Genomic DNA, 15,209 nt, shown 5'->3' with positions numbered 1-15,209 from the left:
TTTAGCCCTCGCCTTCCGGATACAAGTCGCGGTGAATCAACCGCACCGTGCCCGCCGCCATAATCAGCAGCACGATCGCAAACGGCAGCCCGGTAACGATGGCCGCCGTCTGCAAGGCGCTTAGCCCGCCAACAAACAAAAGCCCTGCGGCCAAAACGCCCATCGCAATAGCCCACGTCACGCGCGGAATGAATCCCGCCTCGTGATCACCTCCTGATGCGATCATCGCCACGACCAGCGCCCCGCTATCGGCCGAAGTAACGAAGAACGTCGCTACAATAATCACGGCTGCGCCCGACAGAAGCGAAGTCAGCGGATAATGCTGCAGGAACGCGAACAGCGCATTGGGCAAGCTGTCCGCCGCCGCCTTGGCAATGCCGCCTTCTCCGAACAGCTCGATATACAGCGCGCTGTCGCCGAAGATCGTCATCCAAAGGAACGTGAACAGAACCGGCACCAGTAATGTGCCAAGGATGAATTCACGGATTGTGCGTCCATAGGAAATGCGCGCGATGAAAATGCCGACGAAGGGCGACCAACTGATCCACCACGCGTAATAGAAGATCGTCCAGTCGATCTGCCATTTCCCGCCGGTGTAGCTTTCGGTCCATGTCGAAAGATAAATGAACCGCTGCGCGTAATAGCCAAGGTTCTGAATAAAGGAATCGAGCAGGAACACCGTCGGCCCTGCGATCAACAGGAACAGGGCCAGCCCGATTGCCAGCGCCATGTTTGCCTGTGAAAGCAGCTTGATTCCCTTTGTCAGGCCCAGTGCGACCGACAGGGTGGCAAGGCTGGTCACGAAGGCGATGATCACCATCTTGGCGGTCAGCGTATCGCCGGTGCCGAACAGGAACGTCAGCCCCGCATTGATCTGCGATGCGCCGAACCCCAGCGATGTCGCCACACCGCAAACGGTGGCGACGATGGCAAGGATGTCGACCAGATCGATGGCGATCTTCGGCATGGCGGGCCAAAGCTCGCTAAGGAAGGATCCGATGCTGAGCGTCTTGCCGCGATTGAACGCGACATAGCCCAGCCCCAGCGCGATAATCACATAGATTGCCCAGGCGTGCAGGCCCCAGTGCAAATACGTCAGCCCCATCGCATGTTGCGCATTACTCGCCAGTTGGCGGGTCGTGTCGACGTTGGGGGTGGAAAACTGCGACAGCGGCGGGTTGGAGAAATGCATGACCGGTTCGGCCACGCCATAGAACAACAGGCCGATGCCCATCCCCGCGCTGAACAGCATGGCGAACCATGCCGGGCGGGTGAATTCGGGCTTTGCGCCCTTTCCGCCCAGGCGGACCGTGCCATAACGGCTGATCGCGATATAGGCGCAGGTAAAGAGCAGCAGGTTCACCGTAAGGATCAGGAACCAGCCGAAATTCACCGTGGCGAACCGCTGAATCGCACCGAACGCTGCCTCCGCATCCTCATGATTGACCAGCGCAAGCGAGAGCAGCGCCGCGATCAAACCGATCGAGCCATAGAATACGGTCGGATTAAAGCCCGTTCCGGAACCGGGTACTTGCGTTGCCAACTACAGGTTGCTCCCCATCACTAATTCCCGGCCCTGCCCGTCGCCCCGCCCCGACGGCAAACCGGTAACGATCAAAACCAAGCCCTGCGCGCTCTTGCACAGGAAGAGCCGGATGCGCAGGATCTACATCACCATCAAAGTAAAATACCGACGATTCAAATAATATAATCATGCATACTTCACGCATTTCCGACTTTTCGAAAGAATATAATATATCTCAGATCTCTTATGAGCAATTCTGGGGTTTCGCAAGGATTGCTGTCTCACAGTCACACTGCGCGACGTTTCGATCACATCGACTGTTGAAACCTGTCTGCAAATCGTGCAAGCGCCGCGCCGTTCGGACACGAATCTCAATGAATCTGCGCAAGACGCTACTAGATTCAGAAGCAATTCGAATCGTTTCATTACGATTTCGTAATGGCACCGTTTCTGCGCGCGAGGCAAAACGCGCAGGTGGAACATCGAAAGCAAGCAGGGGACCTAATTGTGTTGAAGTTAAGTTATGGCGCGTCGGTCGGCGCGCTGGCGGTTGCTATTGCCGGTCCGGCGGTCGCGCAGGAAGCCGTCGCACCGCGACAGGGCGGATTGAACGAGATCGTCGTCACCGCGACGAAGCGCACCGAAAGCCTGCAGGACGTGGCGATTTCGGTGAACGCGCTGGGTGAGGATGAACTGGACAACCTCGGCGTCGATACTTTCGGCGATTACCTCGACCAGCTGCCCAGCGTTACCGCCGGTGCCAGCGGCCCGGGGCAGAGCACGATCTATATTCGCGGCCTTGCCTCTACCACGCCGAACCTGACTACCGCCGGCGTCGCGGGCCTTGCGCCCAACGTCGCGCTGTATCTTGACGAACAGCCGCTCGCGCAGCCGGGCCGCAACCTTGATGTCTATGCCGCCGATCTTGAACGGATCGAGGTGCTGGGCGGGCCGCAGGGCACGCTGTTCGGCGCATCGTCGCAGGCCGGCGTCGTTCGCCTGATCACCAACAAGCCCAGCCTGTCGGGCTTTGCCGCAAAGGCCAAGGCCGAAACGTCGTTCACCAAGGGCGGCGAGACGAGTTACAAGGGCGAACTGATGCTCAACATGCCGGTCACTGACCGGATCGCACTGCGCGGCGTCGTCTTTCTCGACGATCAGGGCGGCTATATCGACAATGTGCAAGGCACCCGGTCGATGCGCGACAGCGCGCGTTTCCGCGAAGAAGGCACCGTCCGTTACAACGGCGTGCCGGTCAGCAGTGGCCGCGCGGGATTCCAGTCTTCGCCGGAAGACCTTGCCTATATCGACAGCGAGGTGACCTTTATCGAGGCCGACAACGCGCGTCTGGTCGAAGACAACTTCAACGACACGCAATACGCGGGCTTCCGCGCATCGGCACTGTTTGAAGTCAACAACGACTGGACCGTCACCGTTTCTCATATGCGGCAGAGCCTTGAATCGGACGGCGTGTTCTTTGCCGATCCCGAACTGGACGGGCTGGACGATCTGGAAATCCAGCGCTTTTCGGACGATCGTCTGGAAGACGATTTCTCGAATACCAGCTGGACCGTCGAAGGCCGCATCGGCGCGCTGGAATTGCTGTACACCGGTGCCTATACCGATCGTGAGACGCAGCAGAACGTCGGCTATTCCGACTATCTCTTCGTCGGTCAGTACATTCCGTACTACATGTGCGACACGGCGGTGGCCTATCCGGGTTCGGTCGACGTCGCCCCTGCCGATCCGACTTGCTATGCACCCAACCTGTCGGTCAGTTCGAACAGCGACACGACCGTGTTTACGCAGGAACTGCGCTTCTCCACGCCGCAGGACCTGCGCGTGCGGGCAACGGTTGGCGGGTTCTATTCGGACCTGACGCTGAAAGAACGGAACGACTATTTCTACGCGTCGGAAATGGTGCGCGGCGCCGATGGCGTAACGCGCGGTTTCGCGCCGATCTATCCGTTCACTAACACAGAGGTCACCGGCACGACTGGCCGCGCCTTCCCCGGGTACTTCAGCGATCCCGGCCCGCTGCCCGAAGGGGCAGGCTTTCGCAACGACGTAAAGCGAACCGACAAGCAATGGGGCATCTTCGGCGAAGCTTCGTTCGACATCGTGCCCGACGTGCTGACCATCACCGGCGGCGCGCGGTACTATGACGTAGAGGTCGATCTGGAAGGCGCGGCGACCAGCGCGTTCTGCAAGCTGAATTCGCCGATTTTCGGCGCCAACGCGGGCGTTCCGGTCGAAGACCAGGTCAACATCCCCGGCTGCGGCGGCGGTAACCTGTCGCTGCTCTATGGACCGGACAATGAATTCGGCAATCCCGACAAGGCAACGGCCAGCGGCGTGATCTTCAAGGGCACGCTGACCTTCACGCCGACAGAGGACCTGCTGTTCTACGCGACCTATTCCGAGGGCTTCCGCCCCGGCCTGCTGAACCGCCCAGGCGGCACGCAGGGGCCCGGCGACTATGTCGTGCCTTACGAGCTGGAGACCGACGAAGTCACCAATTACGAAATCGGCTGGAAGACCGAGCTGATGGACCGTCAGCTGCGCCTGAACGGCAGCGCGTTCTATGTCGATATCTCGCGGTTGCAGACCTCGATCTTCGATCCGAACATCGTCAACCTGGTCTATTCGGACAACGCGGCGGATGCCCGTATCTATGGCGTGGAAGGCGACTTTACCGTCGCACCCTATGCCGCACCGGGCCTGACGGTGACGGGTGCATTCTCGTTCCTCGACACCAAGATTACCGAGGTGCTGATCCCGACGAACGACGTGATTGAAGGCGAATCGCTGGCCTATGCGCCGGAGTTTCAGGGCAATCTGCGTGTCCGTTACGAATGGGACCTGTCCGACAGCCTGACCGCGCACATCATGCCGCAGGTGAACCATTCGGGTTCGAAGTACACCGACATCATCGAGATCAACAAGCTGAAGCTGGATAGCTACACGACGTTCTCTATGACGGCGGGCGTTACTGCGGACATGTGGTCGGCGGAACTGTTCGGTGAAAACCTGACCGATACGCGCGCTGAAGTTGCGGGCAACTTCAACTTCGACGTGCCGCGCATCACGACTAACCGCCCGCTGACGGTCGGCCTGCGGGTAAAGTTCGACTACTAAGGCAGCCATAACGGCGTAACGGCGGCGGGCGGGCGATCAGAGCCCTTGCCCGCCGCTTTGCGCTTCTGGCAAACGAAGGACGCACGATGGCCGATCACGATGCCCAGCTGCGCGCCGGACAGGACGCGCTTCGCGAAAGCCGCTTTGCCGACGGGCTGGCGGCGGCAGAGGCGGTGCTGGCCGCAGAACCGGACCATGCCGACGCGCTCTATCTGGCCGCAGTGGCCTGCCGCTATCTGAACCGGTTCGACGCGGCGCAAGGTTGGCTGGAACGGCTGAACGCCGCACGGCCCGAATATGGCCGCGGATGGCAGGAACAGGGCCACCTAAATCGCGCGATGGGTCGGCGCGATGCCGCGATCGACGCCTATCGCCGCGCTTGCCGGTTTAACCCTGCGCTAGAGGCTGGATGGCGCGCGCTGGCCGATCAGTTGGTTGAGGCCGGCCGCCCCGGCGAAGCGCAAGGCGCACGGGCAGAGGCCGAGCGGCTGAAGGCCCTGCCCCGCGAACTGGCCGCGGTGGCGAACCATCTTTACGAAGGGCGCTTGCTGCGGGCGGAGGAAATCTGCCGCCACTTCCTGCGCCGCTATCCCAAACATACCGAGGCGATGCGCCTCTTGGCCCGCATTGCGAGAGAGCTTGGCATTGTCGACGACGCGGAATTCCTGCTGGAAAGCGCCGTCGCCTTCGCGCCCGACGACGTGACGCTGCGGCTCGACTACATTCAGGCGCTGCGAAAGCGGCAGAAGTTCGCCCGCGCCCGCGAAGAGGCGGAAGCGCTGCACGCGCGCGATCCCGGCAACCCGCTGTTCCAGTCTCACCTTGCGATAGAGCGGATGCAGACCGGCGATTATGACGGGGCCTTCGACCTGTTCGACCGTATTCTGCAGCGCCTGCCGAACGATCCCGCTACCCTCACCTCGCGCGGGCATGCACTGAAAACGCGCGGTTTGCAGGACGAGGCAATCGCATCCTATCGCGCCGCGACGCAGAGCGCGCCGACGTTGGGCGATGCGTGGTATGCGCTGGCCAACCTGAAGACCTATCGCTTCGACGATGCCGAGATGGCGACGATGCGCGAAACGCTGGCGCGTGGCGACATCGCGTTCATGGACCGGGTGCATACGTCGTTCGCGCTGGCCAAGGCCTGCGAGGATCGCGGCGAATACGAAGACGCGTTCCGCCACTACGCAGAAGGCAACGATCTGAAGCGCCGCCAGTCCGGATATGACGCGGATCGCATGGCAGAGGAACTGGAACGGCAGAAATCGGTCTGCACGCCAGACCTGTTCGCCGCGCACGAGGTCGAAGGCCATGCCGCACCCGATCCGATCTTCATCGTGGGCCTGCCGCGTGCGGGGTCAACGCTGCTCGAACAGATTCTCGCTTCGCACAGCATGGTCGACGGCACGCTGGAATTGCCCGACATTCTCTCGCTCGCCCATCGACTGCGCGGGCGGCGTGCGGGGGCCAGCGAGTATCCCCAAGTCCTGCACCGCCTGACGCCGCAGCAGCTCAGCCAGTTCGGACAGGAATATATCGCCAACACCCGCATTCATCGTCAGGGTGCGCCGTTCTTCATCGACAAGATGCCGAACAATTTTCGCCACATCGGGCTGATCCACCTGATCCTGCCCAATGCAAAGATCATCGACGCGCGCCGCAACGCGATGGACTGCTGCTTTTCCGGCTTCAAGCAACTGTTCGCAGAGGGGCAGGAATTCACTTACGGCCTGTCCGACATCGGGCGCTATTACCGCGACTATGTGGATCTGATGGAACATTGGGATCGCGTGTTGCCGAACCGCATCCTTCACGTGCAGCATGAAGACGTGCTCGACGATCTGGAAGGTCAGGTGCGGCGGATGCTGGACTATCTGGGACTGCCGTTCGAACAGGCGTGCCTCGATTTCCACAAGACCGACCGCGCGGTGCGGACCGCCAGTTCGGAGCAAGTCCGCCGCCCGATCAATCGCAGCGGCGTCGACGCGTGGAAGCCGTTCGAACCGTGGCTGGATGAATTGAAGGCCGCACTGGGACCGCAACTGGTCAGCTAAACCTCGTCTGAGGCAGGTTCCAGCGGCGCGGTCATCGTGGTCGTGCGCGGCAGGGGCTGGAACGGTTGTTGCAGGGCATCGTCCACCGCCTCTGTCCGGGCCTGTCGCCACACCGCAAAGACCAGCGCCAGCGCAAGCGCCCCGCCGACAAACCAGAACAGCCCCGCCGCGCCGAACGCGGACATGGCGACCGCTCCGCCCAGCGGTCCCGCCACCGCGCCGATCGAATAGACGAGGATCAGCCCGCCACTGGCACTCAGCCGCTGATCGCTGGTCAGGCGGTCGTTGGTATGCGCGACGCAGAGCGGATAGAGCGCAAACGCCAGCCCCCCGAACAGCGCACCGAACACCGGCAACAAGGCCGTGCCGCCCAGAGCGCCAAGCGCCAAGCTGGCGGCCAATCCGCACATCAGCACAAAGACGATCACCCGCCGCCGGTCGAACCGATCCGACAGGTGCCCCAGCGGCCCTTGCAAGACGACTCCGCCCGCAATCACGCAGCTCATGAACACGCTGACGCCCTTCAGGTCGAGCCCAAGCCTGCTGGCATAGACCGGACCCAGCCCGTAAAACGCGCCAAGGATCAAGCCCGTCGTGCCGACACCCACCATACCGAGGGGCGAGGCGCTGTATAACAAACGCAGCGACAGCGTCTCCGGCGTGCCCGTCTGCGGCCCTTCGATCCGGGTCAGCAACACGGGGATCGCCGACAGGGTCACGAGGATGGAGGAAATCACGAAGGGCAGCATCAGCGAACCGCCCATGTTCAACAGGAACTGCCCCGCCGCCTGCCCCGAATAGAGCGCGATCATATAGGCCGCGAGGATTGTCCCGCGCGTCAGGCTCTCCGCCCGCTGGTTCAGCCAGCTTTCAAGGCAGACGAACACCCCCGCCACGCACAAACCGTCGATCAGGCGCAGCACCATCCAGAACGCCGGATGCATATAAAGCGAATAGGCCAGCGTCGAAGCCGACAAGAGCGAAACGACAGCAGCAAAGGCGCGGATGTGCCCGACGCGAGCGATGACCGGCGAAATCCGCAACGACCCCAGCATGAGCCCGGCAAAGTAGGCCGCGGCCATCACCCCGATCACCGGGGCCGAAGCATTCGCGCTTTCGAGCCGGATGCTGAGCAGCGTCGCCACGAATCCGTTACCGAGCATCAGCAGGAAAATCGCCAGCAACAGGCTGCGCACCGGATAGATCGCCGTCAGCATCGCGCCTCTATCGCCGATGGCCCGCCCAATTTCCAGTGTGGTGGGCCGGTGCATCCACGCCACTTGGGCGGCAGCGCGGATCGACAAAAGCGGCCTGGTAAGCCATGCCCGCCCAATGATCCCGTGCATCCAATCCGCAGCATGACCAAACAGGTCCGCATCGGCGCGGCGATTCTGGCCGCTGGTGCCTCTCGGCGTTTCGGAGATGCCGACAAGCTGACGACCGCTCTCAACGGTCGAATGCTGGGTCAGCATGTTGCCTACCTGCTCGCCGATCTCGACTTCGCCGAACGATGGATCGTGACTGCAAGCCAAACGCATCCGTGCAGAGAAGCGTGGGAAGCGGCCAAGTTTGCGATCGCCGTAAACGAATGCGCGGATACCGGAATGGGCAGCTCGGTCGCCATTGCCGCTCATCTTGCCCAACAGGCCCGGTGCGATTTCCTGCTAATCGCGCTTGCCGACATGCCCCTCGTCCCGGCGGGCCACTTTATCGATGTAATCGCCAAGGCCGTCGCGTTAGGCCAGACAGCCATCGCCGCATCGACTGACGGAGATGCGCGCATGCCACCGGCCGTCTTCGGTTCTCATCATTTCGACGAATTGGCGAGGTCGACGGGCGATGAAGGGGCCCGCGACCTCCTTCAGCAGGCCGCCACGGTCGAATGCAGCGGCACCTGTCTGCTCGATATCGATAATGAACGCGATCTCGCCATAGCTCGCAAATCGCTGGGACGCGACTAAGTGCACTAAAAATGCGGATGGATACGGTCGTATTCGAACACGATCTCGCTCAACACCGACAGGGCCAAGGCATTCGGTGTCCGGGCCGATGGCGTAACACCCACCGGCCCCCTGATCCGGGCAAGATCCTCTTCGGCGACACCAGCGGCGCGTAGCCGCGACAAACGGTCCTCGCGCGCCTTCGCCCCGCCTTGGGCACCGACGTAAAAGCTGCCGCCGCGCAAGGCGTGATGCAAGATAGCGCCTTCCCACTCATGATCGTGGAACAACAGGATCGTTGCCGTCCAGCGATCAGGCGATGCCATATCGGGTGCTTGGCCAAGCGAGAGCGACTCTGGCCGCATGCAGACCATCGGCACATTCATGACCAGCGCCAAACGATCGAGCGCCGACAGTTCGGGATCGACCCCGAACGCATGGATGCGAAGCGCTGGCAGGTAGCGACGCGTCGGCAGATAGATATTTTCGGGTAACGCCAAACCCGCCGGCTCGCGACAATCGAGCAAGGCCACAGTGTCCCGGCATGCTGCCCGGTCAGGTGATGGATCGATCAGGATGTCGAGCCCTCCCCCGCAAGGCAGCCGGAAATCAATCAAGGCCGATCCCTTGCCATAACGCCGGACCGATGGTCCAGACGCCGCCGCAACGTCCGCGACCAGTTGCTGCTCCAGACATCCGTCGGACAAGCTTCCGACAACGGTACCATCAGGCCTGATCGCCAGTTGTGCCCCGACGCGCCGCGAAAAACTGCCGTCGATGTTGACGATGGTGCATAGCGCCGCGCCATCGGCAGCCGCGCGCAGGGCTGCGTGATCGTCATCCATGCACTGCGCGTCGTGGCTCATACCAACCTTACCGAAAACGAATGAGGGGCTCGTCCAAAACCAGAGATTCCAAAACAAAAACCCCGACAGAGACTGCCGGGGTTCTTGTTCGCTAGCACTGCGGCAATCGTCAGTCGACGACTTCCACCATGTGCGGCAGCTTGGCGATGGCGCCGCGCACTTCGGGAGTGTCCTGCACTTCCACGACGCGGTGCATCTTGCCAAGGCCCAGGCCGACCAGGATCTTCTTCTGGCTTTCCGGGCGACGGATCGGCGAACCGATCTGCTTGATCTTGATGGTCTTTGCCTTTGCCATGATAGCTTACTCCACCAGGGCTGCGGCGTCGGCTTCCGCCTCGGCCTCGCTCGCGCCGCCACGGCCCAGAAGGTCGGCGACCTTCTTGCCACGACGCTGCGCCACCGACTTCGGCGAAGTCTGGTTGGTCAGAGCGTCGAAAGTGGCGCGGATCATGTTGTAGGGGTTCGAAGTCCCGACCGACTTGGTCACGACGTCGGCAACGCCCAGCGATTCGAAGACGGCGCGCATCGGGCCGCCCGCGATGATGCCGGTACCCGGAGGCGCCGTGCGGACGTTGACCTTGCCGGCACCGAAACGGCCCTTGCCGTCATGGTGCAGGGTGCGGCCTTCCTTCAGCGGAACGCGAACCATCTTCTTCTTGGCAGAAGCAGTGGCCTTGTTGATCGCCTCGGGCACTTCGCGGGCCTTGCCGTGTCCGAAGCCGACGCGGCCCTTGCCGTCACCAACAACGACCAGCGCGGCGAAGCCAAAGCGCTTACCGCCCTTAACCGTCTTCGAAACGCGGTTGATGTGGACGAGCTTCTCGATCAGCTCCTCACCATCGTCGTCACGGTTGCCGCGACGGTCGTCACGACGACCGCGGCCACGACGCTCACCGCGTTCGCCGCGATCGTTACCGCCACGGCCACGACCGCGACCGCCACGACCTTCGCGTCCCTGATCTTCGCGCGGCTGCGACGGATCGCCAGCGGCGGTCGACTGGTTGTCGGCCGCTTCGGTGCTCGCCACGGTCGGCGTCGGGGTCGAACCCGCGTTGTCGACGACGGGGGTTTCGGTGTTCTCGGTGTTGTTTTCGTCAGCCATCATCAGAACTCCAGCCCGCCTTCACGAGCGGCGTCGGCCAGCGCCTTGACGCGACCATGGAACAGGAAACCGCCGCGATCGAAAACGACAGTGGTGACGCCGGCCTTCTTGGCAGCGGCGGCGATGTCCTTGCCGACCTGCTGCGCGGCATCGACATTCGCACCCGAACTCTTTGCGCCCAGCGTGCTGGCGGCGGCAACGGTCTTGCCGGCGGCATCGTCGATAACCTGCGCATAGATGTGCTTGCCGGTGCGGTGCACCGACAGGCGGGGCTTGCCGCCCGCACGGGCGCGGAGCGCAGTGCGGACCCGGCGACGACGGCGTTCGAAAAGGGAAAGCTTTGCCATCTTACTTCTTCTTCCCTTCCTTGCGGAAGATGTACTCGCCGCGGTACTTGATACCCTTGCCCTTATAGGGTTCGGGCTTGCGCCAGCGGCGAACCTCTGCGGCAAACTGGCCAACGGCCTGCTTGTCGATGCCAGAGATTTCCACGGTGGTCTGGTCGGGCGTCTTCACCTCAAGGCCTTCCGGCACATCGAGATCGACGTCGTGCGAATAGCCGAGCTGAAGCTTGAGCTTCTTGCCCGAAGCCTGCGCACGATAGCCGACGCCGGTGATTTCCAGAACCTTGGAATAGCCCTGGGTCACACCCTCGACGAGGTTCGAGACCAGCGTCCGCTGCATGCCCCAGTGGCTGCGCGCGGCCTTGGTGTCGTTCGCCGGAGTCACCGCGATGGTTTCATCCTCGACCTTATAGGACACGAGATCCGACAGGCCCATCGTCAGGGAGCCCTTGGGGCCCTTTACCGACAGGGTATCGCCCTCGATCGAGGCGGTCACGCCACTTGGGATCGCGACCGGCTTTTTGCCGATGCGGCTCATCAGAACACCTCCGCCAGCACTTCGCCGCCGACGTTTTCGGCACGTGCCTCGGCATCCGAGAGCACGCCCTTGGGCGTCGAGACGATGGTGATGCCAAGACCGTTACGGATGCTCGGCAGTTCTTTCGAACCCGAGTAGACGCGGCGGCCGGGCTTGGAGACGCGGGCGACGTGCTTGATAGCGGGTTCGCCCTCGAAATACTTCAGTTCGATCCGCAGCGCGGGGTGCTTGCCGCTCGCGTCTTCGCTGTAGCCACGGATGTAGCCTTCACGCTGAAGAACCTCGAGCACGTTTGCACGCAGCTTGCTGGCGGGCGACAGGACGGAGTCCTTCTTCGCACGCTGGCCGTTGCGGATACGGGTGAGCATGTCACCCACGGGATCGGTCATAGCCATCTATCAGATCCTCACCAGCTCGACTTGGTCACGCCCGGGATCATGCCCTTGTTGGCAAGATCGCGCAGCTCGATGCGGCAAAGGCCGAACTTGCGATAATAACCGCGGGGGCGGCCGGTGGTGTTGCAGCGGTTGCGGACGCGGGTCGGGTTCCCGTTGCGGGGAATCTCGGCCAGCTTCAGACGCGCGATCCAGCGATCGCTATCGTCGACGCTTTCATCGTCGGCGATCGCCTTCAGCTTTGCGTACTGCGACGCATACTTCTTGACGAGCTTCTTGCGACGCTCGTTCTTGTTCACGGAACTCAGTTTCGCCATGGACTTAAGCTCTCTTCCTCAGCGGCTCACGCCGCTTCCTTCTGTTCCGACTCTTCAGCCGGGAACGGGAAACCGAACAGGCGCAGCAGTTCGCGCGCTTCTTCGTCGGTCTTCGCGGTGGTGGTGACGATGATGTCCATGCCACGCACCTTGTCGATCTGGTCGTAGCTGATCTCTGGGAAGATGATCTGCTCCTTCAGGCCCATGGCATAATTGCCGCGGCCGTCGAACGACTTCGGATTCAGGCCACGGAAGTCGCGGATGCGGGGCATCGCGATGGTGACCAGGCGGTCGAGAAACTCGAACATGCGGTCGCGGCGCAGGGTAACCTTGCAACCGATCGGCATGCCTTCACGCAGCTTGAATTGCGCGATCGACTTCTTCGCCTTGGTGATCACGGGCTTCTGGCCGGCGATCAGCTCCATTTCCGCCGCAGCGGTCTGGACCTTCTTCTTGTCCTGGCTGGCTTCGCCAACGCCCATGTTGAGCGTGATCTTTTCCAGCTTCGGGACCATCATCGGGTTGGCGTAACCGAACTTCTCGGTCATCGCCTTTACGATTTCGGCTTCGTACTTGTCCTTCAGGCGCGGTGTGTAATCAGCCATCGATCTTCTCCCCGGACTTGACGGCAACGCGCACCTTCTTGCCGTCACGCTCTTCAATGCGGACGCGGGTGGGCTTGCCATCCTTGGGATCGGCAACGGCGACCTTGCTGATCGCCATCGGTGCAGGATTGCGTTCGATGCCGCCCTGCGGGTTCACCTGGGTGGGCTTGCGGTGGCGGGTAGCAACGTTCACGCCATCGACCACGACCTTGCCGGCCTTGGGCAGAACCTGGGTGACCGTACCGGTCTTGCCCTTGTCCTTGCCCGACAGCACGACGACGCTGTCACCCTTCTTGATCTTCGCGGCAGCCATCACAGCACCTCCGGAGCAAGCGAGATGATCTTCATGAAGCCCTTGCCGCGCAGTTCGCGGACCACAGGGCCGAAGATACGGGTGCCGATCGGCTCCTCGCTCTTGTTCACCAGCACGGCAGCGTTGCTGTCAAAACGGATCACGCTGCCATCGGGACGGCGCACGTCCTTCTTGGTGCGGACGATCACCGCGCGGTGGACGTCGCCCTTCTTGACCTTGGCGCGCGGCTGCGCCTCCTTGACGGAGACGACGATCACGTCGCCCACGCCCGCCGTACGGCGCTTCGATCCGCCCAGCACCTTGATGCACTGGACGCGCTTGGCGCCGCTGTTATCAGCAACGTCAAGGTTTGATTGCATCTGGATCATAGATCCGTTTCCTTCTCACTCGGCTTTCCGGGACAATCGCCCGGGAGTTCCAAAATCAGTCTCAGGCTTCGGCTTCGAGGTTCGCCTCAACAGCGATGTCTGCCTGGCCACCGACGCGGTCGAGAACCTTCCACGTCTTCAGCTTGGAGATCGGGGCGACCTCCTCGATGCGAACCTTTTCGCCGGTGCGGAACGTGTTGTCCGCATCGTGCGCGTGGTACTTCTTCGAACGGCGGATGATCTTCCCGTACAGCGGGTGCTTCACCTTGCGCTCGACCTTCACCACGACGGTCTTGTCGGTCTTGTCCGAGACCACGGTCCCGATCAGGATACGCTTGGGCATGGTCTTGTCCTTACTTCGCCGTGCGGGCGCGTTCGCCCTGCAACGTCTTGATGCGCGCGATCTGGCGGCGGACTTCCTTGATGCGAGCGGGACGCTCGATCTGGTTCGTCGCGGCCTGGAAGCGCAGGTTGAACTGCTCGCGCTTGAGGTCGGTCAGGTCAGCGGTCAGCTGATCGTCGCTCTTGGCGCGAAGGTCTTCAGCTTGTGCCATCATTCACCTCCCAGGTGCGAGCTGTCGCCGAGGCGGGCGACAACCTTGGTCTTGATCGGCAGCTTCATCGCCGCGCGGCTGAACGCCTCTGCAGCGAGCGGGCCCGGAACGCCGTCCAGTTCGAACAGGATACGACCCGGCTTCACGCGGGCAGCCCAGTATTCGACCGAACCCTTGCCCTTACCCTGACGGACTTCGGCAGGCTTCTTCGAAACCGGAACGTCGGGGAACACGCGGATCCACAGACGGCCCTGACGGCGGATGTGGCGGGTGATCGCACGACGTGCGGCCTCGATCTGGCGCGCGGTGACACGTTCCGGCTCCATCGCCTTCAGCCCGTACGAGCCAAAGTTGAGCGAGGTGCCGCCCTTGGCATCGCCATGGATCTTGCCCTTGAACGCCTTGCGGAACTTGGTTTTCTTCGGTTGCAGCATTGCTCTGTCCTAGCCTCAGCGCGCGGGTCGCACGCCGGAGGTCTGGGCCTCCATCATCAGACGGTCCTGCGCCATCGGATCGTGCGCCATGATCTCACCCTTGAAGATCCAGCACTTGATGCCGATGATGCCGTACGCGGTCAGCGCTTCGGCTTCTGCGTAATCGACGTTGGCGCGCAGCGTGTGAAGCGGCACGCGGCCTTCGCGGTACCACTCGACGCGGGCGATTTCCGCACCGCCGAGACGGCCGCCGCAGGTGATCTTGATGCCTTCGGCACCCAGACGCAGGGCGGACTGAACGGCGCGCTTCATCGCACGGCGGAACGCAACGCGGCGAACCAGCTGATCGGCGATGCCCTGAGCGACGAGCTTGGCGTCGATTTCCGGCTTGCGGATTTCGACGATGTTCAGCTTCACTTCGCTGTCAGTCATCTTGGCCAGCTTCGAACGCAGCTTCTCGATGTCTGCGCCCTTCTTGCCGATGATGACACCGGGACGCGCAGCATAGATCGAAATGCGGCACAGCTTGGCCGGACGTTCGATCACCACCTTCGAAATCGCGGCCTGCGGCAGCGTGTCGACGATGTACTTGCGGATCTCGATGTCTTCCTTGAGCAGACCGGCATAGTCGCGCCCTTCGGCGTACCAGCGGCTGTCCCAGGTGCGGTTGATCTGCAGGCGCAGGCCGATCGGATTGGATTTATGACCCATGA

General features: G+C 62.2%; 19 protein-coding genes. 3 read left to right on the top strand and 16 right to left on the bottom strand.

Going from position 1 to position 15,209, the window contains the following annotated elements; translation table 11 throughout:
* Position 1: 1 nt before the first annotated feature.
* Positions 2-1,543: a BCCT family transporter gene (locus AB433_RS05810; protein WP_047820292.1), complete on the bottom strand. Its 1,542-nt coding sequence runs from the start codon at positions 1,541-1,543 to the stop codon at positions 2-4.
* A 489-nt stretch (positions 1,544-2,032) separates the two neighbouring features.
* Between AB433_RS05810 and AB433_RS05805 the strand changes: the two genes are divergently transcribed.
* Together AB433_RS05805 and AB433_RS05800 are read left to right on the top strand one after the other, a co-directional pair.
* Positions 2,033-4,663 (top strand): TonB-dependent receptor, encoded by a 2,631-nt coding sequence (locus AB433_RS05805; protein WP_047823433.1) that lies wholly within the window; start codon positions 2,033-2,035, stop codon positions 4,661-4,663.
* Positions 4,664-4,749: 86 nt separating this feature from the next.
* Positions 4,750-6,720 carry a tetratricopeptide repeat-containing sulfotransferase family protein gene (locus AB433_RS05800; protein WP_047820291.1) on the top strand — a complete coding sequence of 657 codons (1,971 nt, stop codon included), beginning with the start codon at positions 4,750-4,752 and terminating at the stop codon, positions 6,718-6,720.
* On the opposite strand, the gene AB433_RS05795 is transcribed toward AB433_RS05800, so the two are convergent.
* Complete coding sequence (locus AB433_RS05795; RefSeq protein ID WP_047823431.1) at positions 6,717-7,937, bottom strand: MFS transporter; 1,221 nt, start codon at positions 7,935-7,937, stop codon at positions 6,717-6,719. The two genes, AB433_RS05800 and AB433_RS05795, sit on opposite strands and share 4 nt — an antisense overlap.
* Positions 7,938-8,078: 141 nt before the next feature.
* Between AB433_RS05795 and AB433_RS05790 the strand changes: the two genes are divergently transcribed.
* On the top strand, positions 8,079-8,681 hold the full coding sequence (locus AB433_RS05790; protein ID WP_047820290.1) for a nucleotidyltransferase family protein: 603 nt from the start codon (positions 8,079-8,081) through the stop codon (positions 8,679-8,681).
* A gap of 5 nt (positions 8,682-8,686) precedes the next feature.
* Here AB433_RS05790 and AB433_RS05785 read toward each other — a convergent pair whose 3' ends face one another.
* From AB433_RS05785 to rpsC, 14 genes are all read right to left on the bottom strand, one after another.
* On the bottom strand, positions 8,687-9,526 hold the full coding sequence (locus tag AB433_RS05785) for an XdhC family protein (RefSeq protein ID WP_053059010.1): 840 nt from the start codon (positions 9,524-9,526) through the stop codon (positions 8,687-8,689).
* A gap of 109 nt (positions 9,527-9,635) precedes the next feature.
* Entirely contained in the window at positions 9,636-9,821 is a 186-nt protein-coding gene (rpmD, locus tag AB433_RS05780; protein WP_047820289.1) for a 50S ribosomal protein L30, read from the bottom strand.
* Between the two features lie 6 nt (positions 9,822-9,827).
* On the bottom strand, positions 9,828-10,631 hold the full coding sequence (rpsE, locus tag AB433_RS05775) for a 30S ribosomal protein S5 (protein WP_082134808.1): 804 nt from the start codon (positions 10,629-10,631) through the stop codon (positions 9,828-9,830).
* Positions 10,631-10,975: a 50S ribosomal protein L18 gene (gene rplR / locus AB433_RS05770; RefSeq protein ID WP_047820288.1), complete on the bottom strand. Its 345-nt coding sequence runs from the start codon at positions 10,973-10,975 to the stop codon at positions 10,631-10,633. Before rplR ends, rpsE begins: the two co-directional genes overlap by 1 nt.
* A 1-nt stretch (position 10,976) precedes the next feature.
* The gene (gene rplF / locus AB433_RS05765) at positions 10,977-11,510 is read right to left on the bottom strand and encodes a 50S ribosomal protein L6 (protein WP_047820287.1); all 534 of its coding nucleotides are present in this window, start codon (positions 11,508-11,510) and stop codon (positions 10,977-10,979) included.
* A complete protein-coding gene (gene rpsH, locus AB433_RS05760) occupies positions 11,510-11,905 on the bottom strand; it encodes a 30S ribosomal protein S8 (protein WP_047820286.1) in 396 nt (131 codons plus the stop codon). Before rpsH ends, rplF begins: the two co-directional genes overlap by 1 nt.
* An 11-nt stretch (positions 11,906-11,916) precedes the next feature.
* Positions 11,917-12,222 carry a 30S ribosomal protein S14 gene (gene rpsN, locus AB433_RS05755; protein WP_047820285.1) on the bottom strand — a complete coding sequence of 102 codons (306 nt, stop codon included), beginning with the start codon at positions 12,220-12,222 and terminating at the stop codon, positions 11,917-11,919.
* A gap of 26 nt (positions 12,223-12,248) precedes the next feature.
* Positions 12,249-12,827: a 50S ribosomal protein L5 gene (gene rplE, locus AB433_RS05750; RefSeq protein ID WP_047820284.1), complete on the bottom strand. Its 579-nt coding sequence runs from the start codon at positions 12,825-12,827 to the stop codon at positions 12,249-12,251.
* A complete protein-coding gene (gene rplX, locus AB433_RS05745; RefSeq protein WP_047820283.1) occupies positions 12,820-13,140 on the bottom strand; it encodes a 50S ribosomal protein L24 in 321 nt (106 codons plus the stop codon). Before rplX ends, rplE begins: the two co-directional genes overlap by 8 nt.
* A complete protein-coding gene (gene rplN, locus AB433_RS05740) occupies positions 13,140-13,508 on the bottom strand; it encodes a 50S ribosomal protein L14 (protein WP_047820282.1) in 369 nt (122 codons plus the stop codon). Before rplN ends, rplX begins: the two co-directional genes overlap by 1 nt.
* A gap of 61 nt (positions 13,509-13,569) precedes the next feature.
* A complete protein-coding gene (gene rpsQ, locus AB433_RS05735; protein WP_047820281.1) occupies positions 13,570-13,851 on the bottom strand; it encodes a 30S ribosomal protein S17 in 282 nt (93 codons plus the stop codon).
* A 10-nt stretch (positions 13,852-13,861) separates the two neighbouring features.
* Entirely contained in the window at positions 13,862-14,065 is a 204-nt protein-coding gene (gene rpmC, locus AB433_RS05730; RefSeq protein ID WP_047820280.1) for a 50S ribosomal protein L29, read from the bottom strand.
* Positions 14,062-14,496, bottom strand: a complete 435-nt coding sequence (gene rplP / locus AB433_RS05725) for a 50S ribosomal protein L16 (protein WP_047820279.1) — start codon at positions 14,494-14,496, stop codon at positions 14,062-14,064. The genes rpmC and rplP overlap by 4 nt, the downstream gene beginning before the upstream one ends.
* Before the next feature lie 15 nt (positions 14,497-14,511).
* A complete protein-coding gene (rpsC, locus tag AB433_RS05720) occupies positions 14,512-15,207 on the bottom strand; it encodes a 30S ribosomal protein S3 (RefSeq protein ID WP_047820278.1) in 696 nt (231 codons plus the stop codon).
* Positions 15,208-15,209: the final 2 nt, after the last annotated feature.

Origin of the sequence: Croceicoccus naphthovorans, from assembly GCF_001028705.1 — a bacterium.
Taxonomy (GTDB): Bacteria; Pseudomonadota; Alphaproteobacteria; order Sphingomonadales; family Sphingomonadaceae; genus Croceicoccus; species Croceicoccus naphthovorans.
This window is presented reverse-complemented; position numbering and strand designations above follow the sequence as displayed.